Annotated in this window: 19 protein-coding genes; 10 read left to right on the top strand and 9 right to left on the bottom strand. The window is 72.5% G+C overall.

Going from position 1 to position 20,343, the window contains the following annotated elements:
- The first annotated feature begins 69 nt into the window (after window positions 1-69).
- Window positions 70-2,058 (top strand): N-acetylmuramoyl-L-alanine amidase, encoded by a 1,989-nt coding sequence (locus ACIQOE_RS20925; protein WP_401412905.1) that lies wholly within the window; start codon window positions 70-72, stop codon window positions 2,056-2,058.
- Between the two features lie 17 nt (window positions 2,059-2,075).
- Here the strand turns inward: ACIQOE_RS20925 and ACIQOE_RS20920 are convergent, their stop codons facing one another.
- On the bottom strand, window positions 2,076-2,813 hold the full coding sequence (locus ACIQOE_RS20920) for a L,D-transpeptidase family protein (RefSeq protein ID WP_401413401.1): 738 nt from the start codon (window positions 2,811-2,813) through the stop codon (window positions 2,076-2,078).
- 261 nt (window positions 2,814-3,074) lie between these two features.
- Between ACIQOE_RS20920 and ACIQOE_RS20915 the strand changes: the two genes are divergently transcribed.
- The 4 genes from ACIQOE_RS20915 (at window position 3,075) to ACIQOE_RS20900 (ending at window position 7,687) form a co-directional block, all read left to right on the top strand.
- On the top strand, window positions 3,075-4,931 hold the full coding sequence (locus tag ACIQOE_RS20915; RefSeq protein ID WP_401412903.1) for an ABC transporter transmembrane domain-containing protein: 1,857 nt from the start codon (window positions 3,075-3,077) through the stop codon (window positions 4,929-4,931).
- Window positions 4,928-6,709 carry an ABC transporter ATP-binding protein gene (locus ACIQOE_RS20910; protein ID WP_365571413.1) on the top strand — a complete coding sequence of 594 codons (1,782 nt, stop codon included), beginning with the start codon at window positions 4,928-4,930 and terminating at the stop codon, window positions 6,707-6,709. Before ACIQOE_RS20915 ends, ACIQOE_RS20910 begins: the two co-directional genes overlap by 4 nt.
- 195 nt (window positions 6,710-6,904) lie before the next feature.
- Window positions 6,905-7,375 carry a DUF5709 domain-containing protein gene (locus tag ACIQOE_RS20905; protein ID WP_362173694.1) on the top strand — a complete coding sequence of 157 codons (471 nt, stop codon included), beginning with the start codon at window positions 6,905-6,907 and terminating at the stop codon, window positions 7,373-7,375.
- Window positions 7,376-7,426: 51 nt separating this feature from the next.
- Complete coding sequence (locus ACIQOE_RS20900; protein WP_351322413.1) at window positions 7,427-7,687, top strand: type B 50S ribosomal protein L31; 261 nt, start codon at window positions 7,427-7,429, stop codon at window positions 7,685-7,687.
- Between the two features lie 17 nt (window positions 7,688-7,704).
- Here the strand turns inward: ACIQOE_RS20900 and ACIQOE_RS20895 are convergent, their stop codons facing one another.
- Window positions 7,705-8,499: a metal-dependent hydrolase gene (locus ACIQOE_RS20895; protein ID WP_351322411.1), complete on the bottom strand. Its 795-nt coding sequence runs from the start codon at window positions 8,497-8,499 to the stop codon at window positions 7,705-7,707.
- A 145-nt stretch (window positions 8,500-8,644) separates the two neighbouring features.
- Between ACIQOE_RS20895 and ACIQOE_RS20890 the strand changes: the two genes are divergently transcribed.
- Complete coding sequence (locus tag ACIQOE_RS20890; RefSeq protein ID WP_362642616.1) at window positions 8,645-11,158, top strand: DUF3516 domain-containing protein; 2,514 nt, start codon at window positions 8,645-8,647, stop codon at window positions 11,156-11,158.
- 19 nt (window positions 11,159-11,177) lie between these two features.
- Window positions 11,178-12,044, top strand: a complete 867-nt coding sequence (locus ACIQOE_RS20885; RefSeq protein ID WP_351322407.1) for an acyl-CoA thioesterase II — start codon at window positions 11,178-11,180, stop codon at window positions 12,042-12,044.
- On the opposite strand, the gene ACIQOE_RS20880 is transcribed toward ACIQOE_RS20885, so the two are convergent.
- Entirely contained in the window at window positions 11,981-12,913 is a 933-nt protein-coding gene (locus tag ACIQOE_RS20880; protein WP_401412899.1) for a DUF6397 family protein, read from the bottom strand. The genes ACIQOE_RS20885 and ACIQOE_RS20880 overlap by 64 nt on opposite strands.
- A gap of 126 nt (window positions 12,914-13,039) precedes the next feature.
- Entirely contained in the window at window positions 13,040-13,453 is a 414-nt protein-coding gene (locus ACIQOE_RS20875) for a roadblock/LC7 domain-containing protein (protein WP_351322403.1), read from the bottom strand.
- 95 nt (window positions 13,454-13,548) lie between these two features.
- Between ACIQOE_RS20875 and ACIQOE_RS20870 the strand changes: the two genes are divergently transcribed.
- Window positions 13,549-13,977 (top strand): PPOX class F420-dependent oxidoreductase, encoded by a 429-nt coding sequence (locus ACIQOE_RS20870; RefSeq protein ID WP_401412896.1) that lies wholly within the window; start codon window positions 13,549-13,551, stop codon window positions 13,975-13,977.
- Window positions 13,978-13,980: 3 nt separating this feature from the next.
- Here the strand turns inward: ACIQOE_RS20870 and ACIQOE_RS20865 are convergent, their stop codons facing one another.
- The 5 genes from ACIQOE_RS20865 to ACIQOE_RS20845 all read right to left on the bottom strand — a co-directional run bounded on the left by ACIQOE_RS20865 (window position 13,981) and on the right by ACIQOE_RS20845 (window position 18,978).
- Window positions 13,981-14,589 (bottom strand): GTP-binding protein, encoded by a 609-nt coding sequence (locus tag ACIQOE_RS20865; RefSeq protein WP_401412894.1) that lies wholly within the window; start codon window positions 14,587-14,589, stop codon window positions 13,981-13,983.
- A gap of 155 nt (window positions 14,590-14,744) precedes the next feature.
- Window positions 14,745-15,161 (bottom strand): DUF742 domain-containing protein, encoded by a 417-nt coding sequence (locus ACIQOE_RS20860; protein ID WP_365571400.1) that lies wholly within the window; start codon window positions 15,159-15,161, stop codon window positions 14,745-14,747.
- Between the two features lie 16 nt (window positions 15,162-15,177).
- The gene (locus tag ACIQOE_RS20855) at window positions 15,178-15,615 is read right to left on the bottom strand and encodes a roadblock/LC7 domain-containing protein (protein WP_401412892.1); all 438 of its coding nucleotides are present in this window, start codon (window positions 15,613-15,615) and stop codon (window positions 15,178-15,180) included.
- Complete coding sequence (locus ACIQOE_RS20850) at window positions 15,612-18,119, bottom strand: nitrate- and nitrite sensing domain-containing protein (protein ID WP_401412889.1); 2,508 nt, start codon at window positions 18,117-18,119, stop codon at window positions 15,612-15,614. The genes ACIQOE_RS20855 and ACIQOE_RS20850 overlap by 4 nt, the downstream gene beginning before the upstream one ends.
- 85 nt (window positions 18,120-18,204) lie before the next feature.
- The gene (locus tag ACIQOE_RS20845; RefSeq protein WP_365553996.1) at window positions 18,205-18,978 is read right to left on the bottom strand and encodes an MHYT domain-containing protein; all 774 of its coding nucleotides are present in this window, start codon (window positions 18,976-18,978) and stop codon (window positions 18,205-18,207) included.
- A gap of 150 nt (window positions 18,979-19,128) precedes the next feature.
- On the opposite strand from ACIQOE_RS20845, the gene ACIQOE_RS20840 reads away from it, so the two are divergent.
- Together ACIQOE_RS20840 and ACIQOE_RS20835 are read left to right on the top strand one after the other, a co-directional pair.
- Entirely contained in the window at window positions 19,129-19,728 is a 600-nt protein-coding gene (locus ACIQOE_RS20840; RefSeq protein ID WP_401412887.1) for a class I SAM-dependent methyltransferase, read from the top strand.
- A 197-nt stretch (window positions 19,729-19,925) separates the two neighbouring features.
- Window positions 19,926-20,222 (top strand): hypothetical protein, encoded by a 297-nt coding sequence (locus ACIQOE_RS20835; RefSeq protein WP_365553990.1) that lies wholly within the window; start codon window positions 19,926-19,928, stop codon window positions 20,220-20,222.
- Window positions 20,223-20,343: the final 121 nt, after the last annotated feature.

Below are 20,343 nucleotides of genomic sequence, written 5' to 3'. Positions count from 1 at the left end.
GCGATCCCCCGCCCTGATCGCGACGAGCGTGCTCGGAGACCCTCAGCAAGCGGTTGGAGACCCTCAGGTATGAGAAGAACTGTCGCCCCTCGTGTCCCCGGCACCCAGCGGACCTGCCGGCTGACGGCCTGTCTGATCGCGACGGCCGCGCTGCTGCCACCGCTGCTGATCCTCCCGGCGTCGGGTGCCGACGAGGCCGAGGACCAGCGCCTGCAGAACGCCTTCACCAACGCCGCCCGCGAGTTCCACGTGCCGAGCAGCGTGCTCCTGAGCGTGTCCTACATGCAGTCGCGCTGGGACTCCCACCCGGGCACCCCCAGCGTCGCGGGCGGTTACGGGCCGATGCACCTGGTGGAGGCCGACGGCCGCGCCTCCTCCCCGGCCGCGGCGCCCGCGGCCCCGGGCGGCGGGACGGACACCGCCCTCGCGGGGCCGGGGTCCGCGCCGGGCGGCCACACCGTGCAGCCGGCGGACCTGGAACGCGCCGCACGGCTCATCAAGGTCACGCCCGCCGAGCTGCGGACGGACGCCGTCGCGAACGTGCGGGGCGGCGCGGCGCTGCTCGCCGCCGCGCAGCGCCATCTCGGCAAGCCGCTCAGCCAGGACCCGGAGGACTGGTGGCAGGCGGTGGAACGTTTCCCCGGCACCCCCGACGTCACCACCGCGGCCACCTACGCCGACGACGTCTTCACCCTGATCCGCCGCGGAGCGCACCGGACCACCGCCGAGGGCCAGGACGTGACCCTGCCCGCCAGCCCCGGCGTCCGCTCGAACCCCGGTCCCCAGCTCCCGCCCCGCCCCAAGGAGGTCGAATGCCCTCCGGAGCTGGCCTGTGACTGGCTCGCCGCGCCCCACGTGCAGATCGACGAGGACGGCGACTACGGCAACCACGACCTCGCCGACCGGCCGCGGGACCAGAAGATCGAGTACATCGTCATCCACGACACCGAGGCGACGCTGCCGAACATGTTCAAGACCGTGCAGGACCCGACCGAGGCGTCCTGGCACTACTCGATCCGCTCCACCGACGGCCACGTCACCCAGCACATCCGGACCAAGGACGAGGCCTGGCACTCGGGCAGCCAGTTCGTCAACGCCCGTTCGATCGGCGTCGAGCACGAAGGGTTCCTCGCCCATCCCGGCGCCTGGTACACGGAGCAGATGTACCGGTCCTCGGCCCGCCTGGTGCGCTACCTGGCGAAGAAGTACGACGTCCCGATCGACCGGCAGCACGTCTTCGGCCACGACAACGTGCCCGCCCCGACCGGCGACAGCATCCCCGAGATGCACGAGGACCCCGGTCCGTTCTGGGACTGGCGGCACTACTTCGACCTGCTCGGCTCGCCGCTGAAGGCGACGGCCGGGCCGGACAGCGACATGGTGATGATCCTTACGGACTACGCCACCCACAAACCGCGCTACACCGGCTGCGACGGCCCGGGAAAGCGGTGCCAGCCGCACGGCTCCAGCGCCGTCCGGCTCCACACCGCACCGGCCGACGACGCCCCGCTGATCCAGGACCCGGGCCGCAGGCCGGACGGCGAGGAGTCCACCGAGGACGTCAGCGACCTCGGCTCCCGTGTCTCCACCGGCCAGACCTTCGCCGTCGCCGGACGCAGCGGCGAGTGGACGGCCATCTGGTTCCAGGGCAACAAGGCCTGGTTCAAGAACCCCGCGGACCACCCCACGGCCGTCGGCGCGAGCGGCCGCATGGTGACACCGAAGGCAGGCCTGGACGAGATCCCGGTGTACGGTCGGGCCCTGCCGGAGGAGGAGGCCTACCCCGAGGGAATGGAGGAGGACAGCGACACTCCGCTCCCCTACACCCTCCGGGCCGGTCAGCGGTACGTGACCCAGGCCGGCGTCAGCAGTTCCTATGTCGACAGGTCGACCTTCACCGACGTGCCCCAGCCCGTGGTACTGGGCCGGGAGATGTACTACGAGATCCAGTTCGGCCACCGGCTCGCCTACGTCCGGGCCAACGACGTGGACCTGGTACAGGCGAGCACCGGTTCGGCCGGAGCGCCCGATCAGCAGTCCGGCCCGGCCGGCCGGTGACCCCGCGACCACCTGGGTCACCGCTGGGCCATCAGGTTCACCCGGTCCCCCATCACCACGACGGGATCGCGGGCCGGGTCGAACGTGCGGAGCAGGGACCGCATGGCCTCCCGCGGGAGACCGATACAGGCCGAGGTGCCGCTGCCGTGGTCGAGGTGGAGCCAGATCTTGCCGCCCCGCCCGGCACCCCAGGGGCGGGTGGCGTCGTGCGGGGGCGCGCCCCGCAGCCGGTTGTAGTCGATCGCGATGACGTAGTCGAAGTCGTGCTGGTAGGCCGGACTCCAGTAGGACGGCGGCACGTAGGCGGCCCGGTCGTGGGTGTAGGCGAGCCGCGCGCCCGGGTCGGGCAGCACACCGCCCGCGTCGGTGACGGTGAACACCCCGACCGGGCTGCGCCCGTCACCTGCGTGGTGGTCGGTGGTCCAGCCGTTGCGCCCGTTGTGCGCTGACCAGCTGCCCAGCGGGCGCCACCCGTCGTCCTCCAGGCCGTAGAGGACGACCGTGGCGTCGGCCGAGTCCTGGCCCTCGCCGTACACGACCAGGGCCTGGCGGGAGTCGGCGGGAATCGCCGCACGCAGCCGCCCGCCCACGCCGGGCAGCGCGGCCGGGTCGCCGACGGGCACGGCCGGCTCCGGCCGCCCGGTCCGGCCCGCGGCGCCCGCGCCGGACGCGGTGACTGTTCTGCCGGGCTCCGGCGGCACACCGTTCTTCGCGCCGTCGCCGTCCTCGGGCCTTCCGCAGCCGCCCAGGGCCATCAGCGCGGCCGTGAAGGACACCGCCGTCACGGCCGCCGTACGCCGAACGCTCTTGGTCTGCACCCGGTCATCCTGACATCACATACCGTCACATTTGCTTACTTTCTTCATATATGTCGCGTGTTGGACGGCAACCCTGGCCGGAAGACGGTGGATTTCGCCGATCGTCCAGGAAAACCGTTTGATTTCGACCACGTCCCGACGCGAACCTTTCACGGCTTGTCGCCACCTTCACCCCCTGACACGAGCCACTGGGACGTCATGCAGATTCAAGATCTTCCGTACTCCGATCCGGGCGTGCCGGACGCGCGATCGGGTCCCCGATTCCTGTGGTGGCTGGGGCGGAACCAGCTGGGTGGCCAGTTCAAGGCGCTGGCCTGGGGTCTGCTGCACTTCGTCGCCGTCTCCGCGCTGCCCTTCTGCGTGGGGTTCGCCGTCCAGGCCGTCGTCGACCGCTCCGGCACCCGGCTGGCGCTGACGGGCGGTCTGCTCCTGCTGTGCGGCGCGGCGATCGCCGTCGGCGACACCTTCCTGCACCGGGCCGCCGTCACCAACTGGATCACCGCGGCCGCCCGCGTCCAGCAACTGCTCGCCCGCAAGGCCACCCGGCTCGGCTCGGCGCTGACCCGGCGGGTGGCGGCCGGCGAGGTGGTCGCCGTCTCCACCGGTGACGTCGAGAAGATCGGCTGGTTCGTTGAAGCGGTCTCCCGGTTCACCGCGGCCGCCCTGACCGTCGTCGTGGTCGGCGTGGGCCTGCTCTTCTACCAGCCCGCCCTCGGCTGGGTGGTCGCGGCCGGACTGCCCCTGGTGGCACTCGCCGTGCTGCCGCTGCTGCCCCGGGCGACGCGGCGCGCCGACCTCCAGCGGGCGAAGGCCGGACGGGCCACCGAACTGGCCTCGGACACCGTGGCGGGGCTTCGGGTGCTGCGCGGCATCGGCGGCGAGGACCTCTTCCTCGACCGCTACCGACGGGCCTCCCAGGAGGTGCGGCGGGCCGCCGTGCGCAGCGCCCGGATGTGGTCGCTGATCGCCGCGATCCAGGTGCTGGTGCCCGGCCTGCTGCTGATCGCGGTGGTCTGGCACGGCGTCCACCTCGCCCGGCAGGGCCGGGTCACCGTCGGCGAACTGGTCACCGTCTACAGCTCGGTCATGATCCTCAACTATCCGCTGCAGCACTTCACCGAGATCGCCATGGCGTACTCCTTCTCGCGGCCCTCGGCGCAGCGGGCCGCCCGGGTGCTCTCCCTGGACCGGGCCACGGACACCGGCGGCTCGCGCGCGGACGCCACGCCGCACGGTGACCTGTACGACCCGGACACCGGTCTGCTGGCGCCCGCGGGCCGGCTGACCGCAGTGGTCTGCGGCGACCCCGACGCGGCCGGCCGGCTCGCGGAACGGCTCGGCGGCCATCCCGCCGAGGCCGGCCCCTCCGTCCTGCTCGGCGGTGTCCCCCTCGACGAACTGCCGCTGCGGACCGCCCGCACCGCGGTGCTCGTCCAGGACAAGGACCCGGTGCTGCTCTCCGGTTCGCTGCGCGAGCTGCTCGACGTGCCGGCCTCCGGTGCCGTCCGGGCCGCGGACGCGCTGGCCGCCGCCCAGTGCGCGGACGTCCTGGAGGCCCTGGTCCAGGGTTCGCTGGACGTCACCGACCCGCTGGACGCCCGGATCACCGAGCGGGGCCGCTCCCTGTCCGGCGGGCAGCGCCAGCGGCTCGCGCTCGCCCGGTCGCTGATCACCGATCCCGAGGTGCTCGTCCTGGACGAGCCGACCTCCGCCGTCGACTCGCACACCGAGGCACGGATCGCGGAGGGCGTCCGCGAGGTGCGGTCCGGCCGCACGACCGTGCTGTTCACCTCCTCGCCGCTGCTGCTCGACCGGGCCGACCGGGTGGTCCTCGTCCACGAGGGCGAGGTCGAAGCGGTCGGAACGCACCGCGAGCTGCTGGCCGCCGAGCCCCGGTACCGGGCGGTCGTGACCCGGGAGACGGCCGGTGATGCCGACTTCCGGAGCACGGGGGACGAGGCCGCCGCCGCACGGGACGGCGTGCTCGGGACGCACGGGCAGAGGGAGACCGCGCCGCGCGGCGGCGCGCTGGAAGAGATCGAGGAAAGCGCATGATCGGCGTCGCTCCGCCCGCCTACGACCCGGCGGCCCCGACCACGGCCGCCACCCTGCCCGTCGGCGCCGCCTCCACCGTGCGCGCCTACGTGGCCGAGCTGTTCCGCCGGCATCGCCTGGCCTTCCTCGTCCTCGTGCTGGTCAACACGGTGGCCGTGGTCGCCTCCATGGTCGGCCCGTACCTGCTCGGCGGACTGATCGAGCGGGTGTCGGACGACGCCCGCGAACTGCATCTGGGGCTGACCATCGGCCTGTTCGCGCTCGCGCTCGCCGTCCAGGCCGTCTTCGTGCGCGAGGTGCGGCTGCGCGGTGCCGTGCTCGGCGAACGGATGCTGGCCGACCTGCGCGAGGACTTCCTCGTCCGGTCGGTCGGGCTGCCGCCGGGCGTCCTGGAGCGGGCGGGCACCGGGGATCTGCTGTCCCGGATCACCACCGACATCGACCGGCTCGCCAACGCGATGCGGGAGGCCGTGCCGCAGCTGTCGATCGGTTTCGTGTGGGTGGTGCTGCTGCTCGGCGGGCTCGTGGTCACGGCGCCGCCGCTGGGCGCCGCCGTACTGCTCGCCCTGCCGGTCCTGGTCGTCGGCTGCCGCTGGTACTTCCGGCGGGCCCCCTCCGCCTACCGGTCGGAGGCCGCCGGATACGCGTCCGTGGCCGCCGCCCTCACCGAGTCCGTGGACGCCGGGCGCACCATCGAGGCGCACCGCCTCGGCGCCCGCCGCATCGCCCTGTCCGACCGCCGGATCAAGGAATGGACCGCCTGGGAGCGGTACACGCTGTGGCTGCGCTCGGTGCTCTTCCCGGTGACCAACGCCACCCACACCACCGTGCTCGGCTCGGTGCTGCTGATCGGTGGCGTCCTCGTCCTGCACGGCCGGCTGGACGTGGGCCAGCTGACGACGGGCGCCCTCATCGCCCAGATGCTCGTCGAACCGGTCAACCTGATCCTGCGCTGGTACGACGAGGTCCAGATCGCCCACGTGTCGCTGGCCCGGCTGGTCGGGGTGCGGGACATCGAGCCGGACCCCGGCGACGCGTCGCTGACGCCGGCGGGCCGCAAGGTGCACGCCGACGAGGTCCGCTTCGGCTACGTGCAGGGCGTCGACGTGCTGCGCCGGGTCTCCCTGGAGGTCGCGCCCGGCACCCGGCTCGCCCTGGTCGGCCCCTCGGGCGCCGGGAAGTCCACCCTGGGCCGGCTGCTCGCCGGGATCTACGCCCCCCGCGACGGCCGGATCACCCTCGGCGGCGCCGAGCTGTCCCGGATGACCGCCGAACGGGTCCGCTCCCATGTCGCCCTCGTCAACCAGGAGCACCACGTCTTCGTGGGCTCCCTGCGCGACAACCTGCTGCTCGCCAAGGCCGGTGCCGAGGACGCCGAGCTGTGGGCGGCCCTCGGCGCTGTCGACGCGGACGGCTGGGCACGGGCCCTGGAGCAGGGTCTGGAGACCGAGGTGGGCTCCGGCGGCCTCACGCTGACCCCGGCGCAGGCCCAGCAGATCGCGCTGGCCCGGCTGGTGCTGGCAGACCCGCACACCCTCGTCCTGGACGAGGCGACCTCGCTCCTGGACCCGCGGGCGGCCCGCCATCTGGAGCGGTCCCTGGCCCGGGTCCTGGACGGCCGGACCGTGGTCGCCATCGCGCACCGGCTGCACACCGCGCACGACGCGGACGTCATCGCCGTGGTCGAGAACGGCCGGATCAGCGAGCTCGGCAGCCATGACGAGCTGGTGGCGGCGGACGGCGCCTACGCGGCACTGTGGCGGTCGTGGCACGGATGACCCGCCGTGGCACGGGGTGCGCGCAGCAGGTCGCGCCCCGTGCCGTTGCGCGGGTACGAGCAGGGGTGGAAGGCTGGAGAGCGGCACCGGTTCGGGGGCGGGCCGGGAACCGGAGGGTTCGCGGCGCGCGAGTCCCGTGCCGAGCGTGCCGGCGGGCCACCGATCGGACCGCCGCCTCACTCCCTGGAGGTAGCCGTGACCACCACCGACGGATGGGGGGACGACGTCTACCAGCCCGACGGATCCGAGATCCGTGAGGACACGGGACTGCTCGACGTGGAGGACACGCTGGAGTCCGACGGCGTCACCGATCCCCTGGACCGTGGCTGGTCCCCTCCCGAGCGGCCGTGGGCCGTGGAGCACACCGGGGTGACCGCGGCCGAGGGCCACCGGGGCGAGACCCTGGAACAGCGGCTCGCCGAGGAACTGCCCGATCCGGCGGCCCCCGACGGCGACGGCATCGGCGACTGCCAGGGCAGCGACGGCGAGCTCCTGGACAACGAGGTCGGCGATCTGCGCTCCGGCCGCCTCGTGGCACCCGACGAGGGCGCGCACGAGGACGACGAGAACGGTCTGGTCGCCACCGACGTGGGTATCGACGGTGCCGGGGCCTCCGCCGAGGAGGCCGCGATGCACATCGTCGACGAGGACACCGCCTACGGCTGACGCCGGCCCCCTTTGCCCGACCGCCCTGTCCGCCTCGTCCGAGGAGCCGCCATGCAGCAGGACAAGCAGCCCGACTACCACCCCGTGGTCTTCCGCGACCGCGCCGCCGGATACGCGTTCCTGACCCGGTCCACCGCGACCAGCGACCAGACCATCGACTGGGACGACGGCCGCACCTACCCGGTGGTCGACGTGGAGATCTCCTCGGAGAGCCACCCCTTCTACACCGGGAAGGCCCGCACGGTGGACACCGAGGGCCGTGTGGCCGCGTTCGAGCGGCGCTACGGAGGAGGCTCCCCGGAGGCCGGCTGACCCCGGAGGCGCCGCGGTCAGATCACGTTCAGGGCGGCCGCGCAGCCTATGCCGCCCAGCACCATGAAGACCGGCATCAGCACCTTCAGCTCGACCCAGCTGCCCGCGCGGAACCGCATCACCTTCGGCGGGCCGATCGGGTACCAGCGCTTGCGGCCGATCGGGATGGGCCACAGGATCGGGCAGCCGGAGACCGTCAGCGCGTCGCCGATGTCGTGCACCAGCGCCCCCAGCACCACCGGCAGCCCCAGCCACAGGTACTCCTGGCCCGGCTGGGTGAACAGCCAGTCCGAGCCGTTGTGCGGCTTGTCCAGGATGCCCGCGAGGATATAGGCGCTGGTCGCGGCCAGCAGCCACACCAGCACGTCGCTGCTGGAGCCGCGGGCGGCCCGCCACAGCAGGCCTTCGATGGCCAGCACCATGTGGGCGAAGAGGATCGCCAGCACCGCCCAGCGGCCGCCGAGGATCGCCGCGGCGGAGCAGCCGCCGCCGATCAGCACCGCCCACACCCAGGTATGGGTCAGCGTCCGGTGCCCGCCGTTGCGGCGCGGGTCGCCCGGCTTCCGGGTCGACTTGTAGACGGCGTAGGAGAGCTTGTCGACGATCTCGCACAGCCAGCGCGACAGTGGTCCGAAGGCGCGCGAGATGGTGGCGGCCTTGTGGTCGAGGTCCGGGGCGAGTGCGGCGCCGGCGGAGATCAGCGCCCCGACCAGAAGCACCGGCCAGGGCATCCCGTGCCCGGCCGCGGCGGCCGCGGCTCCTACGCCGAGCCAGGCGGCGGCTCCCGACAGTGAGTGTGCTGGTCCCATCATGGCCGCTGTGCGCCCCATTCCTCGTATGCCGCTGTCCAGTTGACCGGGTGCGATGACGCTCCGTCGGCGACACAGCATAGGGGTCTTGATCATCGACCTCGAAGCCGATTCCCCCCTCGAGGGTCGGGCCAGGCAAGATGGGGGCGTGACCCTCATCGATCGCCTGCCGCCGACCGCCGACCCCGACGCCCTGTACGAAGCCTTCGAGGCCTGGGCCCAGGAGCGCGGTCTCACGCTCTACCCCCACCAGGAGGAGGCGCTGATCGAGGCGGTCTCCGGGGCGAACGTGATCGTGTCGACACCGACCGGCTCCGGCAAGAGCATGATCGCCGCGGGCGCGCACTTCGCCGCCCTGGCCAGGGACGAGGTCACCTTCTACACGGCGCCGATCAAGGCGCTGGTGTCGGAGAAGTTCTTCGAGCTGTGCAAGATCTTCGGCACCGAGAACGTGGGCATGCTCACCGGCGACGCCTCCGTGAACTCCGACGCGCCCGTCATCTGCTGCACCGCCGAGGTGCTCGCCTCCATCGCGCTGCGCGACGGCAAGCAGGCCGACGTCGGCCAGGTCGTCATGGACGAGTTCCACTTCTACGCCGAGGGCGACCGCGGCTGGGCGTGGCAGATCCCGCTCCTCGAACTGCCGCAGGCGCAGTTCATCCTGATGTCCGCGACCCTCGGCGACGTCTCGTTCTTCGAGAAGGACCTCACCCGGCGCACCGGCCGCCCCACCTCGGTGGTGCGCTCGGCGACCCGCCCGGTGCCGCTGTCGTACGAGTACAAGTTCACCCCGCTCACCGAGACGCTCACCGAACTGCTGGAGAGCAGGCAGGCGCCGGTGTACATCGTGCACTTCACGCAGGCGCAGGCCGTGGAGCGGGCGCAGGCGCTGATGAGCATCAACATGTGCTCGAAGGAGGAGAAGGAGCAGATCGCCGAGCTGATCGGCAACTTCCGCTTCACCACCAAGTTCGGCCGCAACCTCTCCCGGTACGTCCGGCACGGCATCGGCGTCCATCACGCCGGCATGCTGCCCAAGTACCGGCGGCTGGTGGAGAAGCTCGCGCAGGCCGGCCTGCTGAAGGTCATCTGCGGCACCGACACCCTGGGCGTGGGCGTCAACGTGCCCATCCGCACGGTGCTGTTCACCGCCCTGACCAAGTACGACGGCAACCGGGTGCGCACGCTGCGCGCCCGTGAGTTCCACCAGATCGCCGGGCGAGCGGGCCGCGCCGGCTTCGACACGGCCGGACTGGTGGTCGCGCAGGCCCCCGAGCACGTCATCGAGAACGAGAAGGCGCTCGCGAAGGCGGGCGACGACCCGAAGAAGCGGCGCAAGGTGGTGCGCAAGAAGGCGCCGGAGGGCTTCGTCGCGTGGTCGGAGACCACGTTCGAGAAGCTGATCGCGTCCGAGCCGGAGCCGCTGACGTCGCGTTTCCGGGTGACGCACACGATGCTGCTGTCGGTGATCGCCCGGCCGGGCAACGCCTTCGAGGCGATGCGCCATCTGCTGGAGGACAACCACGAGCCGCGCAAGCAGCAGCTGCGGCACATCCGCCGGGCGATCGCCATCTACCGCTCGCTCCTCGACGGCGGCATCGTCGAGAAGCTGGACGAGCCGGACGCGTCCGGCCGGATCGTCCGCCTCACGGTCGATCTCCAGCAGGACTTCGCGCTCAACCAGCCGCTGTCCACGTTCGCCCTGGCCGCGTTCGAGCTCCTCGACCCCGAATCGCCGTCCTACGCGCTCGACATGGTGTCCGTCGTCGAGTCCACCCTGGACGACCCGCGGCAGATCCTGGTCGCCCAGCTGAACAAGGCGAAGGGCGAGGCGGTCGCCGCGATGAAGGCGGACGGCGTCGAGTACGAGGAGCGCATGGAGCGCCTCCAGGACGTCTCCTACCCCAAGCCCCTCGAAGAGCTGCTGTTCCACGCCTACGACACCTACCGCAAGAGCCACCCCTGGGTAGGCGACCACCCGCTGTCGCCGAAGTCGGTCATCCGGGACATGTACGAACGGGCGATGTCCTTCACCGAGTTGGTGTCCTTCTACGAACTGGCCCGCACCGAGGGCATCGTGCTGCGCTACCTGGCGAGCGCGTACAAGACGCTGGACCACAACATCCCCGACGACCTCAAGTCCGAGGACCTGCAGGACCTGATCGAGTGGCTGGGCGAGATGGTCCGCCAGGTCGACTCCAGCCTGCTGGACGAGTGGGAGCAGCTCGCCAACCCGGAGGAGATGACCGCCGAGGAGGCCCAGGAGAAGGCCGACGAGGTCAAGCCGGTCACCGCCAACGCACGCGCCTTCCGGGTGCTGGTGCGCAACGCGATGTTCCGCCGGGTGGAACTGGCGGCCCTCGACCACGTCGAGGAGCTGGGCGAGATGGACGCGGAGGCCGGCTGGGACGCCGATGCCTGGGGCGAGGCGATGGACGCGTACTGGGACGAGTACGAGGATCTGGGCACCGGTCCCGACGCCCGCGGCCCCAAGCTGCTCGTGATCAAGGAGGAGCCGGAGAACGCGCTGTGGCGCGTACGGCAGATCTTCGACGACCCGAACGACGATCACGACTGGGGCATCAGCGCGGAGATCGACCTGACGGCCTCCGACGCCGAGGGCCGCGCGGTCGTCCGCGTCACCGATGTCGGCCAGCTCTGACCACAGGAGAACACCACCCATGACCAACCCGGCCGAGAGACTGGTCGACCTGCTCGACCTGGAGCAGATCGAGGTCAACATCTTCCGTGGCCGCAGCCCCCAGGAGTCCATCCAGCGGGTCTTCGGCGGCCAGGTGGCGGGCCAGGCGCTGGTCGCCGCCGGCCGCACCACGGAGGGCGACCGCCCGGTGCACTCGCTGCACGCGTACTTCCTGCGCCCGGGCCGACCTGGCGTGCCGATCGTGTACCAGGTCGAGCGGATCCGGGACGGCCGGTCGTTCACCACCCGCCGGGTCACCGCCGTGCAGCAGGGCCGCACGATCTTCAATCTGACCGCCTCCTTCCACAAGCCTGAGGTGGGAGCTTTCGAGCACCAGCTGCCGCCGGCCCGCACGGTGCCGCACCCGGACTCGCTGCCGACGCTCGCCGAGGAGATCCGCAAGCATCTGGGCGAACTGCCCGAGCAACTGGAACGGATGGCGCGCCGTCAGCCCTTCGACATCCGTTATGTCGACCGGCTGCGCTGGAACACCGAGGAGATAGCGGGCGCCGAGCCGCGCAGCGCGGTGTGGATGCGCGCGGTCGGTCCGCTCGGCGACGATCCGCTGGTGCACACCTGCGCACTGACCTACGCCAGCGACATGACCCTGCTGGACGCGGTGCGGGTCCCCGTCGAGCCGCTGTGGGGGCCGCGGAATTTCGACATGGCCTCCCTGGACCACGCCATGTGGTTCCACCGGCCGTTCCGTGCCGACGAGTGGTTCCTGTACGAGCAGGAGTCGCCCATCGCCACCGGCGGGCTGGGACTCGCCCGCGGGCGGGTCTACGACCTGGAGGGGCGGCTACTGGTGTCGGTCGTGCAGGAGGGACTGTTCAGGGCCCTGTAGTACAGCCGCAGCAGGCCCCGCAGACGGCGTGGCTGCTCGGCCTGAGCCGGTGCGGGGAGCGCCGGCCGGGTGGCGGCCCGGTGCGGCAGTTGCGGGGCCGGGCGAGGCGCGGGTCGTACCTCGCGCGCTTCCGCCACGGCCCGTGCCAGGTCGTTGCGGAGCCAGTCGATCTCGTCCGGTTCGTCCGCCGTCATCAGTTCCTCGGCGAGTTGCGCGCTCGGTGACCCCGGCGCTCCGTGGGCGGGCGGTGCGGCTCGGAGCGCCTTCACATGGACACGCTCATGAGGGTCGGTCAGGATGTCGTCGATCTCGTCGGGGTCCAGGAAGCCGGCCAGCGCGCCGGCCCGCTCCCACGGTCCGTCCGCGGCCCTCAAAAGGAATCCGCAGTGGCGTCCCCGCCAGTTGCGGGCCCGCTGGTCCGCCCCCGTCCTGAGCCGGTCGCGCAGTTCCCCGGGCGCGCGCCCGGTGAGCAGCAGGGCGTTCTTCTCGTCGGCCGCGAACTGCCGCAGCTCCGCCGCCAGATAGAGCCAGACGACGGCCCGGTAGCGGTTCGGGTACCAGTTGACGGGGGTCACCAGGCCGAGTTTCGCGAAGCGGGTGAACCGGCCCGAGGGGATCTCCAGCAGCGCCGCGCCCTCGGTGGTGCCGACGGCTCGCACGCTCTCGCGGAGTTCGTCCGCCCGGTCGCGGAGCCGTTCGATCTCGGCGCGGGCGACACGGCGGCCTCCGCCGCCCTCGTCGGGCACCGTACGGATCCGGCCGAGATGCACCGCGAGACCGAACTCACCTCGCCTGAGGCCCAGTTCGCGGGCGGCACGGCCGAAGGTGTGGTGCAGCGGGCGGGGCCTGGCAATGGCGGTGGCGGACATGGTCGTACTCCCCCGTGGAGCGGGTGGCTCGCGCCGGATGCGCTCGCCGTGGAAAAACCGTAGCCGCTCCGGCGGATCTCCCGGCGGGCCTGTGGACAACTCCGCTGCAGGGGATGAATCAGCAGGTCAGAGGTCTACTGCGGGGGATCGCTCGGGTTGCCTGACGTCCACGCCGAGGTGTTCGCCGACCCGGTTGACGAGCAGGGTCATCTCGTAGGCGATCTGGCCGATGTCCGTCTCGGCGCCGCTGAGCACGCACAGGCAGCTGCCGGTCCCGGCGGCGGTGACGAAGAGGACCGCGTCGTCGTACTCGATCATCGTCTGGCGTACCTGGCCCGCGCCGAAGTGCCGTCCGGAGCCCTTGGCGAGGCTGTGCAGCCCGGAGGCGACGGCGGCCAGATGCTCCGCGTCCTCCCGCCGAAGTCCGGTGCTCGCCCCTGTGACCAGCCCGTCGTTCGACAGGACCAGCGCGTGCCGTACGTGCTCCACGCGCTCGGTCAGGTCGTCGAGCAGCCAGCCGAGTCCCTGGTTCTGCGCCATCTCCTGGTCTCTCCCCGTGTGCCGTCTCCCCCTGGCTGGAGGATCTCCCCGCCAGCCTTCCCCACCACCGGCGTCCGGGCAAGGAGGATGGGCGCATGGCACAGAAGATGACCGACGAGGAATGGCGGGCGTTCGTCTCGCACGGCACCCGCACCGGCAAGCTGTCCACCGTCAACGCCGACGGCAGTCCGCACGTGGCCCCCGTCTGGTTCCTGCTGGACGGCGACGAACTGGTCTTCAACACCGGCAAGGAGACCGTGAAGGGGCGGAACCTGGCCCGGGACGCGCGGGTCGCCCTGTGCGTGGACGACGACCGGCCCCCCTTCCACTTCGTGGTGCTGAACGGGACCGCCCGGCTGTCGGAGGAGCCCGGCGCGTTGCGTGACTGGGCCGCCCGCATCGCGGGCCGGTACATGGGAGAGGACCGTGCGGAGGAGTTCGGCGCCCGCAACGGCGTCCCGGGCGAGCTGCTCGTGCGGGTCGCCGTGGAGAAGGTGGTGGCGATGAAGGATCTCACCGGCTGACGCTCAGCTCACCGAGTCCAGGAGCCGGGCGGTATGCATCCGCCCGGCGTACTCGATGAGCCGGACCAGCACCTCCTTGCCGGAGTCCCGGTCCCTGGCGTCGCACAGCACCACGGGGGTGCCTCGTTCCAGGTCCAGGGCGCGGGAGACGTCGAGCGCTCCGTAGGAGCGCGCGCCGACGAAGCAGTTGACGGCGACGACGAACGGGATGTGCCGGTGCTCGAAGTAGTCGACCGCCGGGAAGCAGTCCTCCAGGCGGCGGGTGTCGGCGAGGACGACGGCGCCGAGGGCTCCTTGCGACAGCTCGTCCCACAGGAACCAGAAACGGTCCTGGCCCGGGGTCCCGAAGAGGTACAGGGAGAGACCGGAACGGATGGTGATGCGTCCGAAGTCCATGGCGACGGTGGTGGTGACCTTGCGGTCCACGCCGTCGGTGTCGTCCACCAGCCGGCCGGCCTCGCTGAGCATCTCCTCGGTGCGCAGCGGGCGGATCTCGCTGACGGCGCCGACCAGGGTCGTCTTCCCGACGCCGAAGCCGCCGGCGACCAATATCTTCAGCGCCAGGGCCGACGCGTCGTCGTCGGCGGCGGGCTCGGAGTACTCGGAGACCATGATCACTTCTCTCGTGAGGGCCGGCTGCGGACGGCCTGCCCGGGAACCTCGGGCGGCGGAGCCAGCAGCATGGCAACCGCTGTTGCCCAGCGGGCGGTTGGACCGGAAAACGTCTGTTCTGACCAAGACACGCCCGGTTGTTTCCGAATGTTCGTCTACAGTGCTCGCAATCCCGCGATGACCTCGTGCAGGATCCGTTCGTCGGGAAGCTGGGCCGGCGGCACCGGACGGCTCACGGTGACGCGGCCCAGTTCCAGCAGATCGCCCAGGAGGACTCGGACCACCCCCACCGGCAGATCCGCGTCAGCGGCGAGTTCGGCGACGGACTGCGTCTCCGTCCGGCACAGCTCGATCAGCGTCCGGTGTTCGGGGCCGAGCGCCGTGCCGTCGTCGGCTCCGGGCGCACCCGGGTCGAGCGTGACCAGGGCGATCAGGTCGAACCGCACTCCGGCGGGCCCGGATGTGGTGCGGCCGCCGGTCATGGCGTAGGGGCGCACGAGGGGCCCGGCCTCGCCGTCGTACCACTGGCTGCCCTGCTCGTCGAGCGGGGTGCCCGTCGTGTTCTCGGTCATCGGGGACGCTTCCGGGTCAGCCGGCGGCGGGCGGCCGGGCGGCGGCCCGCGGCGCGGTGCGAAGGTGCTCGCCGACGCGTTTGACCAGGCGCGCCATCTCGTAGCCGACCAGCCCGATGTCGGCGGTGACGGCGGTGAGCACGGCGAGGCAGGAGCCGTCGCCCGCGGCGGCCACGAAGAGGAAGGCGTCGTCCATCTCGACCATCGTCTGACGCACCCCGCCCACCCCGAAGTGCCGTCCCGTGCCCTTGGCGAGGCTGTTGAAGCCGGATGCGACGGCGGCCAGGTGCTCGGCGTCCTCGCGGCTGAGACCGGTCGAGGCGCCGACGGCGAGGCCGTCGTTGGAGAGCACCACCGCGTGCCGTACCTCCTCGACGCGCAGCACGAGGTCGTCCAGCAGCCAGTCGAGTTCACCGGATCGGCGGTCGGCCCTCGTGCCGGGGTCCTGGATCATGCGCGGTCTCCTTCGGTGCGATCGCTGGCGTGGTCGGGTTCCGGTGTGGCGCGGCCGGGTTGCCTGCCGCCGCCCCGCGCCCAGCCGTCGCGGTAGGCCGTCATGCGGGCGCGGACGAGTTCGGGGGTGCGCTCGTCCGCGAGGCGGGCGGGCTCGGGTTCCTCGGCGCGTGGGTCGCGCAGTTGGGGGGCGAGGCTCGCCTGGCGTACCCGGCGCGGGAGGTCGTCGTCGCGGGGGTCGGAGTCGTGCGGTGGGCGGTGTGGCCTCAAGGTCGTGACTCCGGGGGGTGGTGGTTCGGGTGCCGGGTGGGTGCCGGGGCGGGCGGGGTGCGTCGCGGCGAGCGCGGGGCGGGCCGCGGGGGCGTCGGCGGGCGGCAGGTCGGCGCCGGGTACGCGCGCGTGCTCGCGTTCCGGTACCTGCCTGATGACGGCGGCCTGACGGCCGGAACGTTCCGCCTGGTCGGCGTGCAGCAGGGTCTTCGGCACGAGGACGACCGCGGTGGTGCCGCCGTAGGGAGACGTCCGCAGGTGCACTCCGATGCCGTGGCGGGCCGCGAGGCGGCTGACGACGAAGAGGCCGAGCCGGTCGCTGTCGAACAGGTCGAGGGCCTCGGACTGCTCGATGCGCCGGTTGGCCTCGGCGAGCGTCTCCTGGCCCATGCCGAGTCCGCGGTCCTCGACCTCCAGGGCGTAACCGTTGCCGACGGGTTCCCCGGAGATCCGCACGCGCGTGTGCGGCGGGGAGAACTGTGCGGCGTTCTCCACCAGTTCGGCCAGCAGGTGCGTGAGGTCGGCCACGGCCGCGCCGGTGACGGCCGCCTCGGGGAGCTGCCGTACCTCCACGCGCGCGTAGTCCTCGACTTCCGACACCGCGGCTCGTACGACGTTCGTCAGGGAGACCGGCATGCGCCAGGCCCGTCCGGGTGCCGCGCCGGAGAGGATGATCAGGCTCTCCGCGTGACGGCGCATCCGGGTGGTGAGGTGGTCGAGGCGGAACAGGTCGCTGAGTTCGCTGGGGTCGTCGGAGCGGCGTTCCATGCTGTCCAGCAGGTTCAGCTGACGGTGGACCAGGACCTGGCTGCGGCGGGCGAGGTTGACGAAGACGCCCGAGATGCCGCCGGCGAGTTCGGCGCGTTCCACGGCGGCGCGCAGGGCGGCCCGGTGCACCGTGGTGAGGGCTTCCGCGACCTGTCCGGTCTCGTCCTCCGCGGGCGGCCCCTGGGGTGCCTCCGAACGCACGTCGATCTCCTCGCCCGCCCGCAGTCTGCGCATCGCCTCGGGCAGCTTGCGCCGGGCGATCTCCAGCGCGCTGTTGCGCAGGCTGACCAGTTCGACCACGAGTCCGCGTCCGATGCGGACGGAGATGACCAGGGAGGCGGCCACCGCGAGGAGGCCGAACAGGACGGCGGCGCCGGCCGGGGTGAGCAGGCCGCGGGCGAACGGGTCGGCCCGGCCGGCGACCGTGTGTGCCGTGCCGGTCTCGATGGCCCGCATGCCGTCCCGCACGCGCGCGTGAGCGCTCGCCCAGGTCGTCTCCGGGGCCGCGGCGAGCGCGTCCGCTCCGGGCCGGCCCGCGAGGACGCCGTCCTCGGCGGCGCTCAGTGCGGTGTAGTCGTCGCCGCCCGCGAGCCGTCGCCAGGCGGTGCGCTGGGCGCCGGGCAGGTCGGCGACGGCCGCGTCGGTCAGGACACGGCGGGTGCCGACGGCGCCGGTGAACAGGCTCAGCCGCGTGCCGTCCAGGCCGCCGGCCCGCCGCGCGCCGGCGAGCAGCGCGTCCTCCTGGGCCAGCGCCTCGCCCGCGCGGGAGAATTCGAGCAGCACGCGCGCGTCGGCGCCCATGTCACCGGCCTGAACACCGGTGAGGGCACCGTCCACGGTGAAGGCCGTGGCGATGGTCCGGGTGTACCGCTCGAAGGTCTCGTCCCGTCCGGCGCCGCGGTCGAGCACTGCCGCCCGCAGGGTGCGCAGGCGCTCGGCGCCGGTGACGAAGGTCCGCAGGCGTCCGGTGACTCCGGCGGGCAGTTCGCCGCTGTCGGCGACGGTGCTGTCCTTGCCGAGCCGCAGCGCGGCCACGGCCCCGTCGGTCCGGGTGCCGAGTGTCCTGAGGTCGGTGGCCTGTCCGGCGGTGGGACCGGCGGCGTAGCGGACGGCGGCGGTGCGCTCGGCCTGGAGCGCGGCGACGGCGTCGGCGAGCGGGGTCCGCAGCGCGGCGTCGACGCGCTGGGACTGGCGCAGCCGGGAGACGTCCTGCGCGGTGGTGACCGTGGCGTACGCCCAGAGGGCGATCAGGGACACGACCGGCACCATGAGCAGGCAGACGACCTTGGCCCGGACGGTCCGCGGACGGATCCGCCAGCCTCCGGCGCGCGAGCCGCCGGCCGCCTGGACGGCGACGTCGTCGGCCGGTTCGTCGGCGGGTGCTCCGGCGTGCGCGCGGCGGCCTCGGGCCGGGCGCGGGGACGGTTCCTGCGTGCCTGCTGTGAGGGTCTTTCTCGGTGTACGCATGGCCTCCTCGCTCTGAAGTGGGTCGGGGGACCGCGCGGCCTGGCCGGGTCGGTGCGATCAGGACGGCCGCGACGGCGCGGGCCGGTCAGCGCGCGGCACCGGCGACGGGCCGCTGGGCCGACGCGGACGCCGCGCGCTCCCCGGCCGTGGGCGACAGTGCGACGAAGGCGGAGGTGAGGAACAGGTAGGACCCGAGGCCTACGGCGAGCGGGAAGATGAACTGCATCGCGGTGGCGCCGGGCAGGGCGGTGGCGGAGGGCGTGACGTGCACGCTGACCGCGAACATCCCGGTGTAGTGCATGCTGCTGACGGCCGCGCCCATGACCAGGGAGGCGACGGTGACCGCGGCGGGTGACCTGATGTTGAGCGCCGCCCACAGGGCCGCGGTCGCGGCGGCCACCGCGATCAGCACAGAGAGCCCGACGAGCATCGGGTCGTAGTGCACGTCGCCGTGCAGCCGGACCGCCGCCATGCCGAGGTAGTGCATGCTGGCGACGCCCAGGCCGGTGGTGAGACCGCCCGCCAGAAGGGCTCGGTTGCGGTTGCGGCCGTAGCCGACGGCGAAGACGCCTGCGGTGACCACGAGCACGGCGACGAGCAGGCTGAGGATGGTCAGCGGCACGTCGTAGCGGATGTCGGTGCCGCTGACGCCGAAGCCGAGCATCGCCACGAAGTGCATGGTCCAGATGCCGGTGCCGAGCGCCGAGGCCGCGGTGAGCAGCCAGTTGCGGCGCGCACGGCCGGTGCTGGCGAGCGCGCGCACGGTGCAGCGCAGGCCCAGTGCGGCGCCCGTGCAGGCCATCACGTACGACAGCACGGGGGTCAGCCAGCCGAAGGTGGCGTGGTCCAGGTGTCCCATGGCCAAAGGACGCTAGGTGGCACGGAGGCACAAAGGGGGCGCATTTCGGAAGGTGTTGCAATATGACCCGGAGATGCGTCGGAACGATCGCCTCCGGCTCGAACGTGCGCGCAGGTTCGTCCTCCGTGACGGTGAGGGAACATGCGGAACATGAGCGATGACCACACGCACGTCCAGGAGTTCTTCACCGCGCGAGCGGCCGGCTGGGACAGCAGGTTCCCCGACGACGGTCCCGCGTACGCGGCGGCGGTGGCGGAGTTGGGGCTGCGCCCGGGCGACCGAGTGCTCGACGCGGGCTGCGGCACCGGCCGCGCGCTGCCGCCGCTGCGCGCGGCGGTGGGGCCCTCGGGCCAGGTGCTCGGGATGGACCTGACCCCGGCGATGCTCCAGGCCGCGGTACGGGCCGGCCGGCATCGCGACGGGAGGCTGGTGCTCGCCGACGTCGCCGCGCTGCCGGTGCGCTCGGAGTCCCTGGACGCCGTGTTCGCCGCGGGACTGATCGCCCACCTGCCGCAGCCCGGCCGGAATCTGCGGGAGCTGGCGCGCGTCGTCCGTCCCGGCGGCAGGCTCGCCCTGTTCCATCCCATCGGCCGGGCCGCCTTGGCGGCGCGGCAAGGACGCCGGATCACCCCGGACGACCTGCGCGCGGAGGGCAATCTGGGCCCGCTCCTGGCAGGCTCGGGCTGGCGGATGACGTCGTACGCGGACGAGGACGCCCGGTTCCTCGCGCTGGCGGTGCGCGAGGGCTAAGGCGTGTTGCGAAAGTCCCGTCTGCCGCGACGCGGGGGCGCGGTGCCGGGCCGCCCTCGTCGCGCGGGCACCGGGATCCGGCGCGTGTCCGGTCACGCCCTCTTCTGTCGGCGGGACTTCAACTCTACGTTCGATGACAGAAGGGACGTGTTCGCGCGCGACCTTCAAGCGACAGCCGACAAGGGAAGGCGGCCGGCATGTTCGACCGGATGCGCAGGTACGCGGAGAGGGTTCGCGCTAACGGGGAGACCCGGGTGCCGGAGCGGCGTGAAAAGCGTGCGCACAACTTGTTCGAGGCCGCGGCCGTCTACGTCGCGGCCCGCGCGGAGGACGACCAGGATCGGATCGAGGAGGCGGCGGGCTGGGTGTCGCCGGAGGCGCTGTCGTTCGGGGTGAGCGAACTGGCCTGCCGTGCCGTCGTCACGCTGGCCCGGGAACGCGGGGAGTCGCCGCGGACTGTGGCCCGGGACCTTCTCGGACTGCCGGCCGCCTGAGGCTTCGCCCCGCCGAGGCCGTTTCGTCCCCGTCCCGGTGGAAAGCTGCAGCTCCGGGTGTGGTGGCCGGTCGTGACAACGGCCTTCCGCTCGCACTAGGGTGCGCGCCGTTGGACGAACG

Origin of the sequence: Streptomyces sp. NPDC091282 (assembly GCF_044757385.1) — a bacterium.
In the GTDB taxonomy this organism is placed as follows: Bacteria; Actinomycetota; Actinomycetes; order Streptomycetales; family Streptomycetaceae; genus Streptomyces; species Streptomyces gramineus.
The sequence above is the reverse complement of the archived record's forward strand: the minus strand, read 5'-3'. Positions and strand labels throughout refer to the sequence as shown.

What these genes read in the sequence shown, in the direction of transcription:
- ACIQOE_RS20860 (WP_365571400.1), bottom strand. Translation starts at nt 15,161, where the DNA reads ATGACCGAGAACACGACGGGCACCCCGCTCGACGAGCAGGGCAGCCAG.
- ACIQOE_RS20895 (WP_351322411.1), bottom strand. Translation starts at nt 8,499, where the DNA reads ATGATGGGACCAGCACACTCACTGTCGGGAGCCGCCGCCTGGCTCGGC.
- ACIQOE_RS20865 (WP_401412894.1), bottom strand. Translation starts at nt 14,589, where the DNA reads ATGGTCTCCGAGTACTCCGAGCCCGCCGCCGACGACGACGCGTCGGCC.
- ACIQOE_RS20925 (WP_401412905.1), top strand. Translation starts at nt 70, where the DNA reads ATGAGAAGAACTGTCGCCCCTCGTGTCCCCGGCACCCAGCGGACCTGC.
- ACIQOE_RS20850 (WP_401412889.1), bottom strand. Translation starts at nt 18,119, where the DNA reads ATGCGTACACCGAGAAAGACCCTCACAGCAGGCACGCAGGAACCGTCC.
- ACIQOE_RS20870 (WP_401412896.1), top strand. Translation starts at nt 13,549, where the DNA reads ATGGCACAGAAGATGACCGACGAGGAATGGCGGGCGTTCGTCTCGCAC.
- ACIQOE_RS20845 (WP_365553996.1), bottom strand. Translation starts at nt 18,978, where the DNA reads ATGGGACACCTGGACCACGCCACCTTCGGCTGGCTGACCCCCGTGCTG.
- ACIQOE_RS20855 (WP_401412892.1), bottom strand. Translation starts at nt 15,615, where the DNA reads ATGATCCAGGACCCCGGCACGAGGGCCGACCGCCGATCCGGTGAACTC.
- ACIQOE_RS20835 (WP_365553990.1), top strand. Translation starts at nt 19,926, where the DNA reads ATGTTCGACCGGATGCGCAGGTACGCGGAGAGGGTTCGCGCTAACGGG.
- ACIQOE_RS20915 (WP_401412903.1), top strand. Translation starts at nt 3,075, where the DNA reads ATGCAGATTCAAGATCTTCCGTACTCCGATCCGGGCGTGCCGGACGCG.
- ACIQOE_RS20880 (WP_401412899.1), bottom strand. Translation starts at nt 12,913, where the DNA reads ATGTCCGCCACCGCCATTGCCAGGCCCCGCCCGCTGCACCACACCTTC.
- ACIQOE_RS20920 (WP_401413401.1), bottom strand. Translation starts at nt 2,813, where the DNA reads ATGGCCCTGGGCGGCTGCGGAAGGCCCGAGGACGGCGACGGCGCGAAG.
- ACIQOE_RS20840 (WP_401412887.1), top strand. Translation starts at nt 19,129, where the DNA reads ATGAGCGATGACCACACGCACGTCCAGGAGTTCTTCACCGCGCGAGCG.
- ACIQOE_RS20910 (WP_365571413.1), top strand. Translation starts at nt 4,928, where the DNA reads ATGATCGGCGTCGCTCCGCCCGCCTACGACCCGGCGGCCCCGACCACG.
- ACIQOE_RS20885 (WP_351322407.1), top strand. Translation starts at nt 11,178, where the DNA reads ATGACCAACCCGGCCGAGAGACTGGTCGACCTGCTCGACCTGGAGCAG.
- ACIQOE_RS20900 (WP_351322413.1), top strand. Translation starts at nt 7,427, where the DNA reads ATGCAGCAGGACAAGCAGCCCGACTACCACCCCGTGGTCTTCCGCGAC.
- ACIQOE_RS20875 (WP_351322403.1), bottom strand. Translation starts at nt 13,453, where the DNA reads ATGGCGCAGAACCAGGGACTCGGCTGGCTGCTCGACGACCTGACCGAG.